Source organism: Cryobacterium sp. PH31-L1 (genome assembly GCF_030063145.1).
GTDB lineage: Bacteria > Actinomycetota > Actinomycetes > Actinomycetales > Microbacteriaceae > Cryobacterium.
In genome coordinates this window covers 164,544-183,261 of sequence record NZ_JASISM010000002.1, presented here as the reverse complement: position 1 = coordinate 183,261, position 18,718 = coordinate 164,544, and the positions used below count along the sequence as shown (strand labels likewise).

Sequence of the window (18,718 nt, the reverse complement as noted above, 5' to 3'; positions counted from 1 at the left end):
GCCCTGATCATCGCGCGCGCTGAAACGGCCGATTTCGCGCAGGTCTTCGCAGTTCTGCACAGTCACCGGGCTACAAACGCTACAAACGCTACAAACCGACCCAGGAATGCGTTCCGTCGACCTCATACTGTTTCTTCCAGATCGGAACCTCAGCCTTCACGGCCTCGACCAGGCTCTCGCAAGCGGCGAAAGCGTCGCCGCGGTGCGCGCTCGCGACCGCCGCAACGAGGGCCAGGTCGCCGACGTCGAGGTGTCCGATACGGTGGCTGACTGCCAAGACCACGAGCGGATGCTGCGCCCGCACCCTCTCCGCGATCTCGCCGATAATGCGCTCAGCGTCGGGATGCGCACTGTAATCGAGGCCGGTGACGCGGCCGGCGGCATCCGGGTCGTGGTCGCGCACCTGCCCGATGAAGGTCACCACGGCGCCGTGCGACCGTCCGGAAACGGCAATAACGTGCTCGCCGACGTCGAGTAGCGACTCGGTCACCCGGGCGAAGCCCCGCGCGGAAGCACCCACAGCACTCATCAGTGGTCGCCGCCGTCGAGCTGGTCGATGATGTGCCGCACGAGCGGCGCGAGAATGGCCACACCGTCGCGCACCGCGCCGGCCGAACCGGGCAGGTTCACGACCAAGGCTCCGTTGTTGCCCACCGAGTCGGCGATGCCGGCGATGCCGCGGGACAGCATTGCGGTGGGGATGGTCGCGACGCTGACGGCGCGCATCCGCTCGGAAATGCCCGGCAGAATTGTGTGCAGCAGGGTGGCGGTACCCTCCGGCGTGAGGTCGCGTGCCGAGACTCCGGTGCCTCCGGTGGTCACGACGAGGCGGGCTCCGTCGCCGAGCGCCGCCGAGATCGCGCCGGCCACGCTCTCGATGCCGTCGGGCACGACCCGCGGCGGCCCGCACGGGATGCCGACCTCGCCGAGCGCATCAACGGCGACCGGACCGGACCGATCCTCGCGTTCGCCGCGCGAACAGCGATCAGACACGGTGATCACGACGGCCCCGAGTTCGGCCCCAAGTTTGAGCTGAGTTTTCACCGTTCCACAGTACCGCGGGCATCCGCTGGAATCATTTGTCACGGTGTTTGCCCGATGCACCACGAACCCTGAGCGAACAAGCTGGTTACGAACCGGGCAGCAGGCCCGACCAGGCAGCCGAGGAAACCATGTCAACCGTCTCACCACCACGCGTCACGTCCACGCTGAAGCCGGACCTCTCCAACTGGGATCCGGAACATGAAGAAACGTGGGACTCGCACCTCGCCTGGCGCACCCTGTGGATCACGACTTTCAGCATGACCCTCGCCTTCGCGGCCTGGTATCTGGTCAGCGCGATCGCCCCGCGACTCAATGACATCGGCTTCGACCTCAGCACCACCCAGCTGTACTGGCTGGTTGCGCTGCCGGGCCTCGCTGCGGGGTTACTGCGGCTCGTGTTCATGTTCCTGCCCCCGATGCTCGGAACCCGCACCCTCGTTGTTTTGGCGAGTGCCCTGCTGCTGCTGCCGATGATCGGCTGGACGCTCGTCGCTCGCGATACCTCCACCCCCTACTGGGTGCTGCTCGCGCTCTCGTTTGCCGCGGGCGTCGGCGGCGGGAGTTTCTCGGGGTTCATGGCCTCCACCAGCTATTTCTTCCCCAAGCGCCTCGCCGGAACCGCCCTCGGCCTGCAGGCAGGGCTGGGCAACTTCGGTATCGGCCTGATCCAGCTGCTCACCCCGTGGGTGGTCGGTTTCGGACTGCTCGGCACCGCAGCTCTCACCCCGGAGAGCGACTCCAACGGTGAACTGGTCTGGCTGCACAACGGCGGACTCGTGTTGGTGCCGTGGGTGATCCTCGCGATCATCCTCGCACTCGTCTTTCTGCGCCGCGTGCCGATCAAGGCTAATTTTCGGCAGCAGCTCGACATCTTCAAGGTCAAGCACACCTGGATCATGACCGCCATCTACCTCATGAGCTTCGGCGCGTTCAGCGGCCTCGCCGCGCAAATGGGGCTGATCATTCTCAACGTCTACGGCGACTTTCCGGATGCGCCCAACCCGCTCGCCTTCGCCTTCATCGGCCCCGTCGTCGGTGCGTTGGTGCGCGCAGCCTGCGGTCCGCTCTGCGACCGGTTCGGCGGCGCAATCTTCACCTTCGTCGGCGGCGCCGGCATGACCGTCGGCACGATCGTCACGGTGTTCTTTCTCACCCCGACGAGCGTCGACGAGTTCTACGGTTTTCTCACCGGCATGCTCATCATCTTCTTCTTCTCCGGACTGGCCAACGCGGGAACCTTCAAGCAGATGCCGATGATCTTCCCCAAGCGGCAGGCCGGTGGAGCAATCGGCTGGACAGCCTCGATCGCCGCCTTCGGACCTTTCATCGTTGGTATGGCCCTCACCGCGATGAGCCCGACCGCCTTCTTCATCGGCTGCTCGGTGTTCTGCCTGTTCTGCACCGGGCTGGCCTGGTTTTACTACGCACGACCCGGCGCACCCAACCCGAGCTGACGCTCGACGCCCACCCGAAGTCCCTCCTCCTCCAGCGGGGGCTTCGGGTTTTTTCCTGCCCGCAGAGGGTCATACTGAAACGAGGAGGTCAACGATGACCAGATCTGACGAACCGATCGGCGGCGACCCGGTCTGCTGGCTCGAGCAAGTCTGCCCCGAGTGCGGCGCCTACGTTTCCGGCGAACTGCCCGCGCCGTGTTGGCGCTGCGACACTGTGGTCTCGCCGAGCTGAGCCGGCGCGCAGGTGCCGCTCGGGGCATCCGCCACCGCCCGCCACAAGCGACAGCGCGAGTCCCGCGACAGCCAGTTGGCGGTCGCGCGGGAGTTGCGCCGCCGCGCGGGAGGCGCAACTCGCACGCACTGGCGCAAGTCCAGCGCGACGCGAAGCGCTGGACTTCTGGCCAGATCCGAAGTCCCGCGCATCGGCGGACCTCCCGCGCAGTGTGAAGCGGCCGGGACCGAGCTACGCCTTCTCGTCTACCAGCTCGCTCGGAGTCGATTCCACGGCATCGTCCGTGAACGGCTGCGACGTGCGCGGCGCGTTGTAGAGCTTCTCGTCGAGGATGCCCTGACGCTTCGCCACGATGGTGGGCACGAGCGCCTGACCGGCGACGTTGACGGCGGTGCGGCCCATATCGATGATCGGGTCGATGGCCAGCAGCAGGCCAACCCCGGCCAACGGCAGGCCCAGGGTGGAGAGGGTCAGCGTCAGCATCACGACGGCGCCGGTGGTGCCGGCGGTCGCAGCGCTTCCCAGCACCGAGACGAGCACGATCAGCAGGTACTGGGTGAGGTCGAGCTGAATACCGAAGAACTGGGCCACGAAGATGGCGGCGACAGCGGGGTAGATGGCGGCGCAGCCGTCCATCTTGGTCGTCGCTCCGAGCGGAACGGCGAAGGAAGCGTAGGCGCGGGGCACACCGAGGCTGCGCTCGGTCACGCGCTGGGTCAGCGGCAGGGTGCCGATGGAGGAGCGCGACACGAAGGCCAGCTGCACGGCCGGCCACACGCCGGAGTAATACTGCTTCACGGACAGGCCGTGGGATTTGATCAGAATCGGGTAGACCACGAAGAGAACCAGCACCAGGCCGATGTAAATGGTCACCGCGAACTTGCCGAGCGATCCCATGGTGTCCCAGCCGTAGACCGCGACAGCGTTGCCGATCAGGCCGATCGTGCCGAGCGGTGCGACGCGAATGATCCACCAGAGCACCTTCTGAATGACCACTAGAGCGGATGCGTTCAGGTTGAGGAAGGGTTCGGCCGACTTGCCGACCTTCAGCGCGGCGATACCCACGACGATGGCGATGACCAGAATCTGCAGAACGTTGAAGCTGATATTGGTGGTCGCGGTGCCGTCGACGACGCTTGTCGACGCTCCGAGGCCGAGGAAGTTCTTCGGGAACAGCCCGATCAGGAAGGCCCACCAGTCGCCGGTCCGGCCGGAGTACTCGCCGCTTTCAGCCATGCCGGTTCCGGCTCCCGGTCGGATCAGCACGCCCAGGCCAATGCCGATCATGACGGCTACGAGCGCTGTGATGGCGAACCAGAGCAGCGTGTTCCAGGCCAGCTTGGCCGCGTTCGACACCTGGCGCAGATTGGCGATGGAGCTGACCACGGCCGTGAAGATCAGCGGCACGACAGCGGCCTGCAGCAGTGAGACGTAGCTCGACCCGATGATTTTCAGGGTTGCGCCGAGGCCAGTCGGGTTCTCTTGGGTGCTGCCGGAGTATTTGGCGAGCAGCCCGAGGCCCAGGCCGATGATCAGCGCGGCGATGATCTGCACGCCGAAGGAACGTGCCCACTGAGGGATCCTGCTGCCGACGGTGCTGACGCGCGCTGCTGAAGTCACTGGTACGACACTTTCTATTGTCATTCGTGGTGCCGCGCACGCGTGGTCGCTCCGTGCCCCGGGAGCTGCAGGGAGCACGTCGAAGGGAGCGCCGCATGCGGGCGGCTCTAGGTGCAAGCCTGAATGGGGGCGCACTATTCCGGTTGGTTGTCAGACCCTACTCCGCGAGGTACTCCGCCAGCACTCGCGCGTGATTCACCTGTGGGTCCTTAGCACCGTAGATCAGGGTCGTGATGCCGGCGGCGGCGAGCGCCCGCAACGCGGCGACCGCCACCTGGGTCTCAGCCACAGAATCGAGCTCGGCCCGATAGCGCAGCGCGAACTCGTGCATGCGCTCCGGGTCGTGGTTCCACCAAGCGCGTAGTGCAGGCGACGGCGCGACCTCCTTCAACCATTCGTCGAGCTGGGCGCGCTCCTTCGAGACCCCGCGCGGCCAGAGTCGATCAACCAGTACCCGGCATCCATCCGAAGCGGATGCCGCCTCGTAGGCCCTCTTGATACGCACCATGAAAAAAGACTACCGGCGCGAACGCTCGAGCGGGCGTTCGCTCTTCTCCCAGCCGCGACGCGGTGGGCGCGCCCCGGCACCGCGGGGGTTATCCCGCGACCGATAAACCACGTAAGGGCGCACGAGGTAGCCGAGCGGCGCCGAGAACACGTGCACCAGCCGGGTGAACGGCCAGAGCAGAAACAACGTCGTGGCGGTGAGCACGTGCAACTGAAAGAAGAACGGCACGTCGCTCATGAGCGACGGGTCGGGCTGAAAGCTGTACAGCGAGCGGATCCACGGGGAGATCGACCCGCGATAGTCGTAGCCGCCGCCGAAGATTTGATAGAGCACCGTGGCGGTCGTGCCGAATGCGATGGTGCCGGCCAGGAACACGTACATGACCTTGTCCATCACGGTCGTAACCAGCAGCACCCTTTTCGTCAGGCGGCGCCGGTAGATCAAGATGGCCAGCCCGGCCACCGTGAGTACCGCGGCGAAACTGCCGAGCCAGGTGGCGCCGAGGTGGTACATATGCTCGGTCACGCCGAAGAATTCCAGCCACGGCTTGGGAATGAACAGGCCGACGACGTGCCCGCCGATGACCATGAGAATGCCGTAGTGGAACATGGGCGAGCCCCAGCGCAGCAGGCGGTTCTCGTAGGTCTGACTCGACCGGCTGGTCCAGCCGAACTGGTCGTAGCGGTAGCGCAGCAGGTGCCCCACCACGAAAACGCCCGTGGCGGCGTAGGGAAAGGCCACCCAGAGCAGGTAATCCCAGGCGGTCATCGGCTGACATCCTCGTTGGTGTGCGCGGAAAACGGCTTCAGATTGCCGAGGTAGGTCATGCCGACCGTCTCGGTCGGCGGCCCCTCGTTCACGAGGTCGAGGTAGCGTTCGCGGGTCTCGTCGTCGATCAGCGGCAGCGACAGGCACACCGCCTCCACCAGATGGGCGTAGGGGCTGTCGAACTTCTCCAGGGCGGAGCGCAGCACTTCGATGCCGTCACGGTGCGCCGCGAGCAGTTCCTGCGCGATCGGTGAGTCGGACAGCGCCGAGAACTCGAGCACCATCGGCAGGTAGTCGGGCAGCTCATCGGCATCAACCTGCCAGCCGGCCGCGCGGTATGCCTCCACAAATCGCACGAGCGCCATGCCGCGGCGACGGGTATCGCCCGCCGCGTAGTAGGTGAGGTACGGGCAGCACTTGCGTTTCAGGTCGAAGGTCGCGGTGAAGTGCGTCTCGAGCTGCTGCTGGCTGCGCGTGTTCACGGCCCGAAAGAACGCGTCAAAGCTGCTGTGCAGCTCGCCGGGCAGATCCACAACGGATGCTTCCACCAGCGCAAACTGCGCGCGTCGCTGGGGCGTCGGGTAGTCGAGCAGAATGGACGCCGCCATGTGCGCGATGACACCCTGCTCGGGCGTCATCGGAACGGCCGCGATCGCTCGCGGAGCGATCTTGGGTGCCCGAAAGCCGAAGTTCAGGCGCGCCGCGACGGCTCCCGCAATGCCGGCAGCTCCGAGGCGGGTGGCGGGCTGTCGGGTGGCGGTGCTCATGCCGCGCTCCCGGCATCCGCTGCCGGCGGGAACATGCCCTGGGGTACGCCTCCGCCGTTCCAGTTGAGCAGGTTGACCCGGCCCGGAGTCGTCGGGGTACCGGCCTCACCGCGCATCTGGTTGTAATTGTCGACCGTGGCGCCGAGCGGCATCCCCACAGTGTTGCCGTACGGGCCGCTGTGCCCAGCAGAACCGGGCCCGCCCATGCCGGGGCCGCCGTCGGTGTCGAGCGAGCAGCCGAGTTCTTCGAGCTCGCGCGCGGTCTCGACGTGCGCCTTCGGAATGACGTAGCGGTCTTCGTATTTGGCGATCGCGAGCAGCCGATACATGGCCTGGATGCTCTCACCGGTCATGCCGACAGCGTTCGGAATGCGCTCGTCGGGCTCGTTACCGAGGTTGAGGTCGCGCATGTAGGCGCGCATCGCGGCGAGCTTGCGCAGTGACAGTTCGACCGGAACGACGTCGCCGGCTGAGAACAGTCCGGCGAGGTATTCCACCGGGATGCGCAGCTTGTCGATCGCGGCGAACAGGGTGCGCGCGTCTTCGCCGTCGCTGCCGGAGTTACTCACGACGTCGACCACGGGCGAGAGCGGCGGGATGTACCAGACCATCGGCATGGTGCGGTATTCCGGGTGCAGCGGCAGCGCAATCTCGTACTCGGAGATGAGCTTGTAGATGGGGCTGTTCTGGGCGGCTTCGATCCAGTCATCGGCCATGCCCTCCGCCTTGGCGGCGGCGATGACCTCGGGATCGAACGGGTCGAGAAAACACGCACGCTGGGCGTCAAGCAGGTCCTGATCGTTTTCGATCGAGGCTGCGGCGAGCACTGCATCGGCGTCGTACAGCATGAGGCCAAGGTAACGCAGACGTCCGACACAGGTTTCGGAGCAGATGGTGGGCTTACCCTGCTCGATCAACGGGTAGCAGAGCGTGCACTTCTCGGCCTTGCCCGTTCTGTGGTTGAAGTACACCTTCTTATAGGGGCAGGCGGAAACGCACATGCGCCAGCCGCGGCATCCGTCTTCGTCCACGAGCACGATGCCGTCTTCTTCACGCTTGTACATGGCGCCGGAGGGGCAGGCCGCGACGCAGGCTGGATTGAGGCAGTGCTCGCAGATGCGCGGCAGGTAGAACATGAAGGTCTCTTCGAACTCCATCTTCACGTGCTCGCTCATGGTGGCGAGAATCGGGTCCTGGGCCGCGGTCTCCTGCGACCCGCCGAGGTTGTCGTCCCAGTTACCCGACCACTTGATGTCCATATTCTGGCCGGTCAGCAGCGACTTCGGGCGGGCGACCGGGCTCTGCGTGCCGGCCGGGGCGGTGGTGAGCATGTCGTAGTCGTAGGTCCACGGTTCGTAGTAGTCGTCGATCTGCGGCAGGTTGGGGTTGTTGAAGATCTGCGAAAGCTTCTTCAGCCGCCCGCCGGCCTTTAGTTGCAAGCGGCCGCGCTTATTGCGCACCCAGCCGCCCTTCCACTTTTCTTGGTTTTCGTACTCGCGCGGGTAGCCGATTCCGGGCCGCGTCTCTACGTTGTTGAACCAGGCGTATTCGACGCCGGTGCGGTTGGTCCAGACCTGCTTGCAGGTGACCGAGCAGGTGTGACACCCGATGCACTTGTCGAGGTTCATGATCATCGACATCTGGGCCATGACACGCATTAGTAGTCCACTTTCTGGCTGCGACGACGAATCACGGTGACCTCGTCGCGTTGGTTCCCGGTCGGGCCGAGGTAGTTGAAGGCGAAGGACAGCTGGGCGTAGCCGCCAATCAGGTGGCTGGGTTTCAGAAGGATGCGGGTGAGCGAGTTGTTGGTACCGCCGCGCATACCGCTGGTTTCGGCAACCGGCACGTTGATGGTGCGATCCTTCGCGTGGTACATGTACACCGTGCCTTCCGGCATGCGATGCGAGACAATCGCCCGCGCCACGACGACGCCGTTGCGGTTGTACGATTCGATCCACTCGTTGTCGCGCACGCCGATCTTGTCGGCGTCCTGCGGGCTCATCCAGATGGTGGGGCCGCCGCGGGACAGCGAGAGCATGAGCAGGTTGTCCTGGTATTCGGAGTGGATCGACCACTTCGAGTGCGGCGTCAGGTAGCGCACCGCAACCTCGGCTCGACCGGTCGGGGTCTTGCTGGTGGCGCCGACGATCGAGTCGTCGAACAGTCGGTGCATGTCGAGCGGCGGGCGAAAGATGGGCAGCTGTTCGCCGAGCTCGATCATCCAGTCGTGGTCGAGATAGAAGTGCTGGCGACCGGTGAGGGTGTGCCACGGCTTCAAATGTTCGACGTTGATGGTGAAGGCGCTGTAACGGCGACCACCGTGCTCCGAACCCGACCATTCCGGGGAGGTGAGCACCGGGACCGGCGCACCCTGCACATCCGGGTAGCTGAAGCGTCGGCCCTCGTTGTCGCTGGCCAGCTGGGCGAGCTTGACGCCGGTGCGTTCCTCGAGCTGCCGAAAACCCTGGGTGCCGAGGCGGCCGTTGGTCGTTCCCGAGAGGGCGAGCACCATTTCGCAGGCGTGGATCGCGGTCGACAGGCGCGGGCGCCCGGCGGCCGGACCACTCGTAACCAGGCCGTTCTTCTTACCGAGGTAGGCGACCTCCACGTCGGGGTTGAATTTCACGCCCTTGGTGACCATGCCGAGTTTTTCGGTGAGCGGACCGAGCGCACCGAGCTGCGCGGCGAACGACGGATAGTCGCGTTCCACCACGACGAGCTTCGGCATGGTGACCCCGGGAATCAGCGGCTGGTCATTCAGCACGGTTCCGTGCGGGGTCGCCATGCCGTCTGGGGTGTCGTGCGCGAGCGGCGCTGCGACGAGGTCCTTGCGCACGCCGAGGTGCTTCACCGACATCTCCGAGATCTTGGCGGCGAGCACGTGAAAGATGTCGAAGTCGGTCTTGGCCTGCCACGGCGGGGCGATCGCAGGGTTGAACGAGTGAATGAACGGATGCATGTCCGTCGTCGACAGGTCGTTCTTCTCGTACCAGGTGGCCGGCGGCAAGACCACGTCGCTATAGATCGTCGTCGAGGTCATGCGGAAGTCGCTCGTGACGAGCAGGTCGAGCTTGCCTTCCGGCGCGCTCTCGTGCCACTTCATGGTCTTCGGGCGGCGAGCCGGCATCGATTCGACGGCACGTACGGCAGAGGGCGCCCCGAGCAGGTGTTTGAGAAAGTACTCGTTGCCCTTGCCCGAGGAACCGAGCACGTTGGCCCGCCACACCACGAGCACCCGCGGAAAGTTCTCTGGCGCGTCGGGGTCTTCGCAGGAGAACTCAAGCGAGCCGTCCTTCAGAGAATCGACGACGTATTCGGCGGGTTCCTGTCCAGCCGCGACGGCATCGTCAACCAGGTCGAGCGAGTTGCGGTTGAAGGTGGGGTAGCTCGGCATCCAGCCGCGCTTGGCCGATTCGACCATGGTGTCGGCGGTGGTGCGGCCCTTGAAGATCCCGGTGCCGAGCGGGCTGGCGAGGGTGTCGGCGCTCAGGCCGTCGTAGCGCCACTGGTCGGTGGCGAGGTAGAAGAAACCGGTGCCGATCATCTGGCGCGGCGGTCGCACCCAGTCCAGGCCGAACGCGTACTGACCGTACCCGGTGAGCGGGCGCACCTTTTCCTGGCCGACGTAGTGAGCCCAGCCGCCGCCGTTGACGCCCTGGCAGCCGGTCATGGTGGTGAGCGCGAGAAAGGCGCGGTAGATGGTGTCCGAGTGGAACCAATGGTTGGTGCCTGCACCCATCAGAATCATCGAGCGCCCCTCGGAGTCCTCGGCATTCTGGGCGAATTCGCGGCCGATACGCGCGGCAGCCTGCCATGGCACCGAGGTGATCTCCTCCTGCCAGGCTGGCGTACCGGGGGTGGAGGCGTCGTCGTAGCCGGTGGGCCATTCGCCCGGCAGACCCGGACGACCGACGCCGTACTGCGCGAGCAGCAGGTCGAACACCGTCGTCACGAGCACGCCGGCGACAACGCGCACCGGCACTCCGCGGCGCACAATGCCGGCGGCGCCGGCGTGCTGCTCGCCGGGGCTGTCGGCGCCTGGCGTTTCGTCAAAGCGGGGCAGGTCGATGGCGACAGTTCTGCCGTCGTAGTCGGGGGCATCCGCTATGGAGAGCAGCGGGTCGCGGCCTTCGAGGTCGAGGTTCCATTTGCCCTTGTCGGCCTCGCTGAACCGGTGCCCGATCGACCCGTTCGGTACGAACGCCTCGCCGTTTTCGTCGAGCATGACTGTCTTGAACGCAGCACTCGAAACGGATGCGTCGGTGCCGGGCAGCGCGTCGGCCGTCAGAAACTTGCCGGGAACCCAGGCGTCCTGGCGCGGGGTGAGCGCGATCAGGTAGGAGGAGTCGCTGAACTTCTTCATATATTCGACAAAGCGCGGGGTGCGACGGTCGACCAGAAACTCCTTGAGCACGACGTGGCCCATGGCCAGGGCGAGGGCGCCGTCGGTGCCGGGATGCACGGCCAGCCACTCGTCGGCGAACTTGGAGTTGTCGGCGTAGTCGGGCGAGACCGTGATGACCTTCTGACCGCGGTAACGGGCCTCGACCATGAAGTGGGCGTCCGGGGTGCGAGTGACGGGAACGTTGGAGCCCCACATGATGAGGTAGCTCGAGTTCCACCAGTCGGCCGATTCCGGCACGTCGGTCTGGTCGCCGAACACCTGCGGGCTCGCCACCGGCAGGTCGGCGTACCAGTCGTAGAACGAGAGCATGGTGCCGCCGAGCAGAGAGATGAATCGGTTGCCGACGCCCTGCGACACGATCGACATGGCCGGAATCGGGCTGAAGCCGACGACCCGGTCTGGGCCGTATTGCTTGATGGTGTGCACGTGGGCGGCGGCGACGATTTCGGCGGCTTCGTCCCAGCTGGCGCGCACGAGGCCGCCCTGGCCGCGGGCGCTCTTGTACTGGCGTGCGGTCTCTGGGTTGCCGGTGATCTCGGCCCAGGCCAGCACCGGGTCGCCGAGGCGAGCCTTGGCCTCGCGGTAGAGGTTCAGCAGTACGCCGCGCACGTAGGGGTAGCGCACCCGGGTGGGTGAGTAGGTGTACCAGCTGAAAGCGGCGCCGCGAGGGCAGCCGCGCGGTTCGTACTCGGGTGAATCGGGGCCGACGCTCGGATAGTCGGTCTGCTGGGTTTCCCAGGTGATGATGCCGTCCTTGACGTACACCTTCCAGGAGCAGCTGCCGGTGCAGTTCACGCCGTGGGTCGAGCGCACCTCTTTGTCGTGGGTCCAGCGGTCCCGGTAGAACGCGTCGGCGGCGCGACCGCCGGTCTTGAACACGCTGCGCAGGTCTTCGCTGGTCTCGCCGCGGCGCAGAAAGCGACCGAGTTTCAGCAGCGAGTCGGCGACCGGGCCGTCTGTGCCGGGTTTGCTGGTGCCGGGTTTGCTGGTGCCGGGCTTGCTGCCGGTGGTACTGGTGCGCTTGTTCACGGCTGTCCCTTGCTTGTGCGGGCACTGCCACATCGGCACTCACCCTCAGAACGAGCTAAGCCGCTGGCTCACACGCCGACAACCGCAAACCACCGTGAATAATGTTCCGCGTGCTTTCTCGCGCACGCGAGATGCCATCTCAGGCAGGCGAGATCTCGCGCGAGCAGGCCCTCAGGCAGGCGAGACGACGGCGCCCGGCGCCCGCGCAGCGGACACGTCGTCGCTCGCGCCGTCGCTGGCGTCGCTCGGCGCGGGGATGGCGACGACGTCGATCACACAGAGGTGCGGGGCGTCGATGAGGTTCAGGCCGATCGCGCGCAGCGGGCCGTCGGCCTGTTCGAGCACGCCCTGGATCAGGCGATAGTGCACTCCGCAGACCTCCGGGTGGTCCTTGACCATCGCGGAGTACGGGCAGTCGCGCAGGTTGAGCTGTTCGCCGCTCGCGGCGACGCTCGCGTCGAAGCCGGCCTGGTCGAGGTGGTCGTCGAGGGCATCGAGCTGCCGCTGGGCGGCCGGGCCGGAGCAGCCGGCCAACGCGCTCTGGCCGACGGGAAGATGCGGCAGCATCCGTCGCAGCTGGTCGGCGCGCTCCTGCGCTGCCGCAATCTTTCGGGCGCGAATAGAACCCAGTTCGGTGCTGACCCCGCCGGCAGCGCTGTACAGCATCTTTGGGCGACCCTTGCTGTCACGAGCTTCGGGCGCACAGGTGACGAACCCATCGTTGATCAGCCGGTCGAGGTGTTCGCGGGCGGTGTTGGGGTGCAGGCCGGCGGCTTCGGCGAGGTCGTTCACCGTCATTGTTCCGCGGCTTTGGAGCTGGTAGAGCAAGTTCATGCGGCTCAGACTGGCGAGCGTTTTGTAACTCGGGGGTTGGGCGGCCATGACTCCATTATGTGCCCCCCTTGTGGGCAGCCGCAGAATTCGCGAATTCACCCCAACTCTCCCGCGGATCCTTCCGCTGACCGCTTAGAAAGGAAAATATTCAGCACAAAGCAATAGTCTTAACAAACGAAACACGCAGGAAGTGGGACCACATGGCGGCAAAAGCCCGCACGCGACCGAAGGCAGTAGTCGAGTCAACGGGTGGTGAACCCGCTGACACCCTGCGTGACTATTACGAACGGATGTCGCTGGTGCGGGCCTTCGAGCTGCGCTCCAGCGAGATGTATGCACGGGCCAAAATCGGCGGCTACTGCCACCTGAATCTTGGCGAAGAGGCCACGGTGGTCGGCCTGATGGCCGCGATCGAGGCCCGCGATTACCTGTTCACCGGCTACCGCGACCACGGTTACGCGCTGCTCCGCGGCCTTGCGCCCGAACGTGTCATGGCCGAGCTGTTCGGCAAGGTCACCGGCGTCTCCGGCGGACGCGGCGGCTCGATGCACCTGTTCGACGAAGAAACGCGCCTGTTCGGCGGCTACGGCATTGTCGGCGGGCAGATTCCCCCGGCCACCGGCGCCGCGCTCGCCTTGAAATTTCAGGAAGCGGCCGGCCCAGACGCTGCAGCGGTAATGTGCCTGCTCGGCGACGGCACAACCAACATCGGAGCGTTCCACGAATCGCTCAACCTGGCCGGACTGTGGAAACTGCCGATCGTCTACGTGATCGTCAACAACGGCCTCGGCATGGGAACGACGGTGGAGAAGGCATCCGCTGAACCCGATCTGTACAAGCGCGGCGCGTCGTACCGTATGCCCGGCATTCGGGTCGACGGCGACGACGTGCTCGCCGTGCGCGACGCCGCCCGCGACGCTCTCAAGCAGGCCCGCGAGTCGCGCCAGCCGGTGCTGCTCGAGGTCATGTGCTACCGACTGCGCGGCCACTCAGTGGTCGACCCGGCTCGCTACCGCTCGAGCGAAGACACGACGATCGCGCAGCAGTCCGACCCGGTACCGAGTTTTCGCGCCGAGTTGATCGCTTCCGGCGTGCTCAGCGAAGCGGATGCCGCCGCCATCGACGACGCTGCCGACGCGCGCGTATCCGAGGCGGTCGTGTTCGCCGATGGTAGCCCCGAGCCCGACGTCGCCGACCTGTTCAAATATGTCTACGCAACCCCGGTGGCGAATGCGCCAGCCGCCTTGCCCGGAGAACCCGTTATGGACGCACTGTGATGACTGAAACTGTGAATACTTCCCGCACGATCACCTACCGCCAGGCCCTGAACGAGACCCTGCGCGCCGAGCTCGAACGCGACGAGAAGGTCTTTCTGGTCGGCGAAGAGATCGGGGTGTTCGAGGGGTCCTACAAGATCACCGCGGGGCTGCTCGAAGACTTCGGGCCCGAGCGGGTCCTCGACGCCCCGATCGCCGAAGAGGGCTTCGTCGGCGCCGCCCTCGGCGCCGCGATGCTCGGCATGCGGCCCGTGGTCGAGATCATGACCATCAACTTCAGCCTCATCGCGATCGACCAGATCGTGAACCACGCGGCCAAGATGCGGTCGATGTTCGCCGGCCAGGTCTCGATTCCGCTGGTCATTCGCATGCCTGGCGGTGGCGGCCAGCAGCTCGCCGCCACCCACTCGCAGAACCTCGAGGTCTGGTACGCGCACATTCCCGGACTCAAGGTGGTCGCCCCGTCGACCCCGGCCGACGCGAAAGCGCTGCTCACCGCCGCCATTCGCGACGACGACCCGGTGATCTTTCTGGAAAACCTTTCGCTGTACAGCGCCAAGGGCGAGGTGCCAGACGGCGAACAGGTCGCCGAGATCGGCAAGGCCGCCGTCGTCAAAACCGGCACCGACCTCACGATCGTGAGCTACTCCCGCGGCACCACGACCGCCCTCGAGGTGGCGCATCAGCTCGAAGGCGAGGGCCTCTCGATCGAGGTCGTCGACCTGCGCAGCCTGCGGCCGCTCGACCGCGACACCATCTGCGCGTCCGTTCGTAAGACCGGTCACGCCGTGGTCTTCGAAGACGACTGGCTCAGCTACGGTATCGGCGCCGAGATTTCGGCGACCATCGGCGAGGGAGCCTTCGACTTTCTCGACGCCCCGGTTCGTCGCGTTGCCGCCGCGGAGGTGCCGTTGCCCTACGCCAAGGCCCTCGAGAAGGCCGCACTGCCGAGCGCAGCCGACCTCGCCAGGGTTGTGCGCGAAGTCCTCAACATTTCATCGAACGACAAGTAGGAGCCGGCTATGCCCGACGTCATCATGCCCCGCCTCTCCGACACCATGGAAGAGGGCGAACTCAGCCGCTGGATGAAGCAGGTCGGCGACGAGATCCACAAGGGCGACGTACTCGCCGAGATTGAAACCGACAAGGCAACGATGGACCTCGAGGCCTTCGACAACGGCATTCTCGAGCAGTTGCTCGTCTCTGCCGGCGCGCTCGTGCCGATCGGCGCCCCGGTCGCCCGCATCGGCGACGGCAGCAACATTGTCGAGGAGAGCGCCGCGCCCGCAGCTCCAGCTGCGAGCGCTGCCCCCGCTGCAACCACAGTTCCGGTAGCGGATGCTGCGGCCGAGCCCACCGCCGCCGTTTCCGCCCCGGCAACGCCCGCCGTCGTGGCACCCGCGTCGGCAACGCCCGCCGCCCCGGCGTCAACCGGCGAGCTGCGCACGTCGCCGCTGGCGCGCAAGATCGGCCGCGAGCACGGCATCGACCTGCACACCATCGCGGGCACCGGGCCGCAGGGCCGGATCACCCGCACCGACGTCGACGCGGCCATCGTCGCGCAGGAGGCCGCAGCATCCGCTTCGGCACCGGCCGCTCCCGCCGCAGCACCAGCGGCAGCACCAGCGCCGGCCGCCGGTTCGACCGACTCGGTCTCCGTGCCGGTCAGCCGCATCCGCGCTGTCACGGCCCGTCGACTCACCGAAAGCCAGGCCGTGCCGCACTTCTTCCTCACCAGCGTGGTCAATGTGGAGCGGCTCGTCGCCTTCCGCGCCGACGTGAACAAGTCGCTTGAGACGCTCGGCAGCAAGGTCAGCCTGAACGACCTGTTCGTGCGGGCCAGCGCGGTCGCACTGCGCGCGCACCCCGAGGTGAACGCATCCTGGGGCGACGGAGTCATTTTGCGTCACCAGCACGTCAACGTGGGCGTGGCGGTCGCCACCGATGACGGACTACTGGTGCCGGTCGTCGCCGATGCCGACCAGAAGTCGCTCGCCGCCATTGCCACCGAGACGCGCGCCCTGGCCGGTCTGGCACGCACGGGCGGCCTGTCGCTCGCCCAGATGTCGGGCGGAACCTTCACCATCAGCAACCTCGGCATGTTCGGGATCGACTCGTTCACCGCCGTGCTCAACCCGCCCGAAGCTGGCATCCTGGCGATCGGTGCGGCCAGCGACGTGCCCGCCGTGCGTGACGGCGTGCTCGTGTCGGTGCCCATGGTCAAGATCACCCTGACCGTCGACCATCGGGTACTCGACGGAGCCGTCGCCGCCGCGTTCCTGCGCGACCTGACGACCCTGCTCGAGGAGCCGCTGCGCATCGTTCTCTAGCCCGGGCCGCGCCGCCCGCGCGGCTCGGGCGCCGGCGGCACCTCTTTCGCAGCCACGACGTCGGCCATCGCGAGCGTAACCAGGCCGCGCTTGGTTTCCACCGAAACGGATGCCGCGGTGCGGCCGCGCAGAAAGCCCAGCGCGTCGGTGTAACCACCCGGGATGCGGGTGCGCACGACGAGCCTGGTGCCGAGCGGGGCGTCCGCCAGAAAGGCGACGGGCGAGGTCATCGCATGAGGCTGTACTCTTCGACCCGCGCCGATTCGCCGGCGATGAGGATGATGTCGCCTTCTTCGATCACGGTGTCGAGCGAGGTGTAGCTCCAGCCAGCGCCGGGCCGGTGAAACGCCGTGACGGTGATGCCGTAGCGCGCACGCACCTTGGCCTGACCGAGGGGCACGCCGATCAGCGCGCGCGGCGGGGTCGTCTTGACCAGGGCGAAGTTCACGCCGATCTCGATGTAGTCCTGCATGGCGCCGCGTACCAGGTGAGCTACCCTCTGCCCCATGTCCTTCTCGGGGTAGATGACGTGGTTGACGCCGAGCTGGGTGAGGATCTCTCCGTGCGGGTCGCTGACCGCCTTAGCCCAGATGTTGGGAATACCCAGCTTGAGCAGCAGTGAGGCGGTGAGAATATTCGCCTGGATGTCGCCGCCGATCGCCACGACCACGCTGGAGAAGTCCGGCACCGCGAGTTCCCGCAGGGTCGCCTCCTTGGTCGAATCGGCGCGAACCACGTGGGTGAGCAGGCGGTTGTGCAGCTGCACGACCTCTTCGTCGCCGTCGATGCCGAGCACCTCGGTGCCGCTCTTCATGAGCTCGAGGGCCAGGGCGCTGCCGAACCGGCCCAGCCCGATGACGACGACCGACTCAGCCTCGGCCAAGCGGGAAGGGTCGCGATGCCCGAACAGCGAATATTTAGCCAATGATCGGCCTTTCTTTGGGGTACTCGTAGGTAGAGCGCCGCTCGCGCAGGGCTATGGCCGAGGCGAAGGTGATGGGTCCGAGCCGGCCGATGAACATGAGCAGAATCAAAATTATCTGCCCCTCCCACGGCAACCCCGCCGTAATGCCGGTGGATAGTCCCACGGTTGCGAAGGCGCTGATGGTCTCGAACAGCAGCGCGTCCATGGAGATATCCGTCATGAGCATGAGTGCCGCGGTGGCGGCAATGATGACGCCGACAGCGAGCAGGGCGATCGTGATGGCCTCGCGGTGCACCGCACGCGAGAGCCGCTTGCCGAACACGTTGACGGCGACCTGGCCGCGCACCTCAGTCCAGAGGATGAAGAACAGCACGGCGAACGTCGTGATCTTGATACCGCCGGCGGTTCCGGCCGGGCCACCGCCGATCAACATTAGAACGTCCATGCCGAGCAGGCTCGCGGAGTCCAGCTGGCCGATGTCGACGCTGTTGAATCCCGCAGTACGAGTCTGCACCGACTGAAAGAAGCCGGCCAGCAACTTGCCCGACCAGTCCAGCGGGCCGAGCGTATTCGGATTCGACCATTCAACCGCGGTGATATAGGCCGTTCCGAGAATAAGCAGCACAAAGGTGCCGGCAAGGACGATCCTGGTGTTCATGGTCCAGGTTCGAATCGACCAGCTGAACGGACGCTTGCGCAACTGCCGCCGTAGCTGCACGATCACCGGAAAACCGAGGCCACCGAGAATGACGGCCGCGCAGATCGGCAGGGAGATCCAGGCATCCGTCGCGTAACCCATCAGGCTGTCGCTGAACAGCGCGAAACCGGCGTTGTTGAAGCTCGACACCGAGTGGAACACCCCAAGCCAGATGGCCCGACCCACGGGCTCGCCATAGCCGAGCATGAACCGCAGCGCGAGCAATACGGCCACGGTGAGTTCGATCGCGAGTGAGATGCGTACGACGCCGAAGACGAGCCCCTTCACGTCTTCGAGCCCGACGCTCTTGGTTTCGGCAGCCGCTGTGATGCGCGATCGGAGGGAGAGCTTGCGGGCGATCGCCAAACCCACCACCGAGGCGAACGACATGATCCCGAACCCGCCGATCTGAATCAGCAACAGAATGACGATCTGACCGAATGGCGTCCAGTACACCGCGGTGTCAACGACGGTCAGCCCGGTGACGCAGACCGCGCTCGTCGCGGTGAACAGTGCCTCGAGAAAGGACGCGCCGCCGGGCCCGACACGGGAATTCGGCAGCGTCAGCAGCGCTGTGCCGCCAAGAATGGTCAGCGCAAAGCCCGACACGACAACCTGCGCCGGATGCAGCCGGTACCGCTTCGTTGTATTGCCGCGTTCGCCGACGGCCCGTGAGTGCACGCAGCCAACTCTACGCCGAGCGTGCCACATCGGGTCGTTGTCGATTCGTTCACATAGAACTTACTCGTTTCAGACCGACTCGTCTACCCCCTCGAATCAGGAGAAGGATTTCCGCTCGAGGTGCGGGATACTCAATCTGAGGGG

Annotated in this window: 17 protein-coding genes; 5 read left to right on the top strand and 12 right to left on the bottom strand. The window is 65.9% G+C overall.

The window, feature by feature from the left end:
• Positions 1–88: 88 nt before the first annotated feature.
• On the bottom strand, positions 89–529 hold the full coding sequence (locus QMF22_RS05225) for a molybdenum cofactor biosynthesis protein MoaE (RefSeq protein WP_283451102.1): 441 nt from the start codon (positions 527–529) through the stop codon (positions 89–91).
• Entirely contained in the window at positions 529–1,044 is a 516-nt protein-coding gene (locus tag QMF22_RS05220; protein ID WP_283451100.1) for a MogA/MoaB family molybdenum cofactor biosynthesis protein, read from the bottom strand. The genes QMF22_RS05225 and QMF22_RS05220 overlap by 1 nt, the downstream gene beginning before the upstream one ends.
• Before the next feature lie 128 nt (positions 1,045–1,172).
• Between QMF22_RS05220 and QMF22_RS05215 the strand changes: the two genes are divergently transcribed.
• Positions 1,173–2,498 (top strand): MFS transporter, encoded by a 1,326-nt coding sequence (locus QMF22_RS05215; protein WP_283451098.1) that lies wholly within the window; start codon positions 1,173–1,175, stop codon positions 2,496–2,498.
• Between the two features lie 94 nt (positions 2,499–2,592).
• Positions 2,593–2,730, top strand: coding sequence for a hypothetical protein (locus QMF22_RS05210; RefSeq protein WP_283451095.1), 138 nt, complete (start codon positions 2,593–2,595; stop codon positions 2,728–2,730).
• A 231-nt stretch (positions 2,731–2,961) separates the two neighbouring features.
• Here the strand turns inward: QMF22_RS05210 and QMF22_RS05205 are convergent, their stop codons facing one another.
• The 7 genes from QMF22_RS05205 to QMF22_RS05175 all read right to left on the bottom strand — a co-directional run bounded on the left by QMF22_RS05205 (position 2,962) and on the right by QMF22_RS05175 (position 12,712).
• The gene (locus QMF22_RS05205) at positions 2,962–4,374 is read right to left on the bottom strand and encodes a dicarboxylate/amino acid:cation symporter (RefSeq protein WP_502846906.1); all 1,413 of its coding nucleotides are present in this window, start codon (positions 4,372–4,374) and stop codon (positions 2,962–2,964) included.
• A 133-nt stretch (positions 4,375–4,507) separates the two neighbouring features.
• Entirely contained in the window at positions 4,508–4,858 is a 351-nt protein-coding gene (locus QMF22_RS05200) for a DUF488 domain-containing protein (RefSeq protein ID WP_283451091.1), read from the bottom strand.
• Positions 4,859–4,867: 9 nt separating this feature from the next.
• A complete protein-coding gene (gene narI / locus QMF22_RS05195; RefSeq protein ID WP_283451089.1) occupies positions 4,868–5,626 on the bottom strand; it encodes a respiratory nitrate reductase subunit gamma in 759 nt (252 codons plus the stop codon).
• Positions 5,623–6,393 (bottom strand): nitrate reductase molybdenum cofactor assembly chaperone, encoded by a 771-nt coding sequence (gene narJ / locus QMF22_RS05190; RefSeq protein ID WP_283451086.1) that lies wholly within the window; start codon positions 6,391–6,393, stop codon positions 5,623–5,625. The genes narI and narJ overlap by 4 nt, the downstream gene beginning before the upstream one ends.
• Positions 6,390–8,051, bottom strand: coding sequence for a nitrate reductase subunit beta (gene narH, locus QMF22_RS05185; RefSeq protein WP_283451084.1), 1,662 nt, complete (start codon positions 8,049–8,051; stop codon positions 6,390–6,392). Before narH ends, narJ begins: the two co-directional genes overlap by 4 nt.
• On the bottom strand, positions 8,051–11,863 hold the full coding sequence (locus QMF22_RS05180) for a nitrate reductase subunit alpha (protein WP_502846905.1): 3,813 nt from the start codon (positions 11,861–11,863) through the stop codon (positions 8,051–8,053). Before QMF22_RS05180 ends, narH begins: the two co-directional genes overlap by 1 nt.
• A 138-nt stretch (positions 11,864–12,001) precedes the next feature.
• Positions 12,002–12,712, bottom strand: coding sequence for a helix-turn-helix transcriptional regulator (locus tag QMF22_RS05175; RefSeq protein ID WP_283451081.1), 711 nt, complete (start codon positions 12,710–12,712; stop codon positions 12,002–12,004).
• Positions 12,713–12,864: 152 nt separating this feature from the next.
• On the opposite strand from QMF22_RS05175, the gene pdhA reads away from it, so the two are divergent.
• The 3 genes from pdhA to QMF22_RS05160 are packed head-to-tail and all read left to right on the top strand — an operon-like array spanning position 12,865 to position 16,271.
• The gene (pdhA, locus tag QMF22_RS05170; protein WP_283451079.1) at positions 12,865–13,941 is read left to right on the top strand and encodes a pyruvate dehydrogenase (acetyl-transferring) E1 component subunit alpha; all 1,077 of its coding nucleotides are present in this window, start codon (positions 12,865–12,867) and stop codon (positions 13,939–13,941) included.
• Positions 13,941–14,954 carry an alpha-ketoacid dehydrogenase subunit beta gene (locus QMF22_RS05165; RefSeq protein WP_283451077.1) on the top strand — a complete coding sequence of 338 codons (1,014 nt, stop codon included), beginning with the start codon at positions 13,941–13,943 and terminating at the stop codon, positions 14,952–14,954. Before pdhA ends, QMF22_RS05165 begins: the two co-directional genes overlap by 1 nt.
• A 9-nt stretch (positions 14,955–14,963) precedes the next feature.
• Positions 14,964–16,271 carry a dihydrolipoamide acetyltransferase family protein gene (locus QMF22_RS05160; protein ID WP_283451075.1) on the top strand — a complete coding sequence of 436 codons (1,308 nt, stop codon included), beginning with the start codon at positions 14,964–14,966 and terminating at the stop codon, positions 16,269–16,271.
• Here the strand turns inward: QMF22_RS05160 and QMF22_RS05155 are convergent.
• The 3 genes from QMF22_RS05155 to QMF22_RS05145 are packed head-to-tail and all read right to left on the bottom strand — an operon-like array spanning position 16,268 to position 18,574.
• Entirely contained in the window at positions 16,268–16,501 is a 234-nt protein-coding gene (locus QMF22_RS05155) for a putative acetyltransferase (RefSeq protein ID WP_283451073.1), read from the bottom strand. The genes QMF22_RS05160 and QMF22_RS05155 overlap by 4 nt on opposite strands.
• Positions 16,498–17,196 (bottom strand): potassium channel family protein, encoded by a 699-nt coding sequence (locus tag QMF22_RS05150; RefSeq protein ID WP_283451071.1) that lies wholly within the window; start codon positions 17,194–17,196, stop codon positions 16,498–16,500. The genes QMF22_RS05155 and QMF22_RS05150 overlap by 4 nt, the downstream gene beginning before the upstream one ends.
• A complete protein-coding gene (locus QMF22_RS05145; protein WP_283451068.1) occupies positions 17,189–18,574 on the bottom strand; it encodes a TrkH family potassium uptake protein in 1,386 nt (461 codons plus the stop codon). The genes QMF22_RS05150 and QMF22_RS05145 overlap by 8 nt, the downstream gene beginning before the upstream one ends.
• Positions 18,575–18,718: the final 144 nt, after the last annotated feature.

What these genes read in the sequence shown, in the direction of transcription:
- QMF22_RS05225 (WP_283451102.1), bottom strand. Translation starts at nt 529, where the DNA reads ATGAGTGCTGTGGGTGCTTCCGCGCGGGGCTTCGCCCGGGTGACCGAG.
- QMF22_RS05215 (WP_283451098.1), top strand. Translation starts at nt 1,173, where the DNA reads ATGTCAACCGTCTCACCACCACGCGTCACGTCCACGCTGAAGCCGGAC.
- QMF22_RS05210 (WP_283451095.1), top strand. Translation starts at nt 2,593, where the DNA reads ATGACCAGATCTGACGAACCGATCGGCGGCGACCCGGTCTGCTGGCTC.
- QMF22_RS05205 (WP_502846906.1), bottom strand. Translation starts at nt 4,374, where the DNA reads ATGACAATAGAAAGTGTCGTACCAGTGACTTCAGCAGCGCGCGTCAGC.
- QMF22_RS05200 (WP_283451091.1), bottom strand. Translation starts at nt 4,858, where the DNA reads ATGGTGCGTATCAAGAGGGCCTACGAGGCGGCATCCGCTTCGGATGGA.
- narI (WP_283451089.1), bottom strand. Translation starts at nt 5,626, where the DNA reads ATGACCGCCTGGGATTACCTGCTCTGGGTGGCCTTTCCCTACGCCGCC.
- narJ (WP_283451086.1), bottom strand. Translation starts at nt 6,393, where the DNA reads ATGAGCACCGCCACCCGACAGCCCGCCACCCGCCTCGGAGCTGCCGGC.
- narH (WP_283451084.1), bottom strand. Translation starts at nt 8,051, where the DNA reads ATGCGTGTCATGGCCCAGATGTCGATGATCATGAACCTCGACAAGTGC.
- QMF22_RS05180 (WP_502846905.1), bottom strand. Translation starts at nt 11,863, where the DNA reads ATGTGGCAGTGCCCGCACAAGCAAGGGACAGCCGTGAACAAGCGCACC.
- QMF22_RS05175 (WP_283451081.1), bottom strand. Translation starts at nt 12,712, where the DNA reads ATGGCCGCCCAACCCCCGAGTTACAAAACGCTCGCCAGTCTGAGCCGC.
- pdhA (WP_283451079.1), top strand. Translation starts at nt 12,865, where the DNA reads ATGGCGGCAAAAGCCCGCACGCGACCGAAGGCAGTAGTCGAGTCAACG.
- QMF22_RS05165 (WP_283451077.1), top strand. Translation starts at nt 13,941, where the DNA reads ATGACTGAAACTGTGAATACTTCCCGCACGATCACCTACCGCCAGGCC.
- QMF22_RS05160 (WP_283451075.1), top strand. Translation starts at nt 14,964, where the DNA reads ATGCCCGACGTCATCATGCCCCGCCTCTCCGACACCATGGAAGAGGGC.
- QMF22_RS05155 (WP_283451073.1), bottom strand. Translation starts at nt 16,501, where the DNA reads ATGACCTCGCCCGTCGCCTTTCTGGCGGACGCCCCGCTCGGCACCAGG.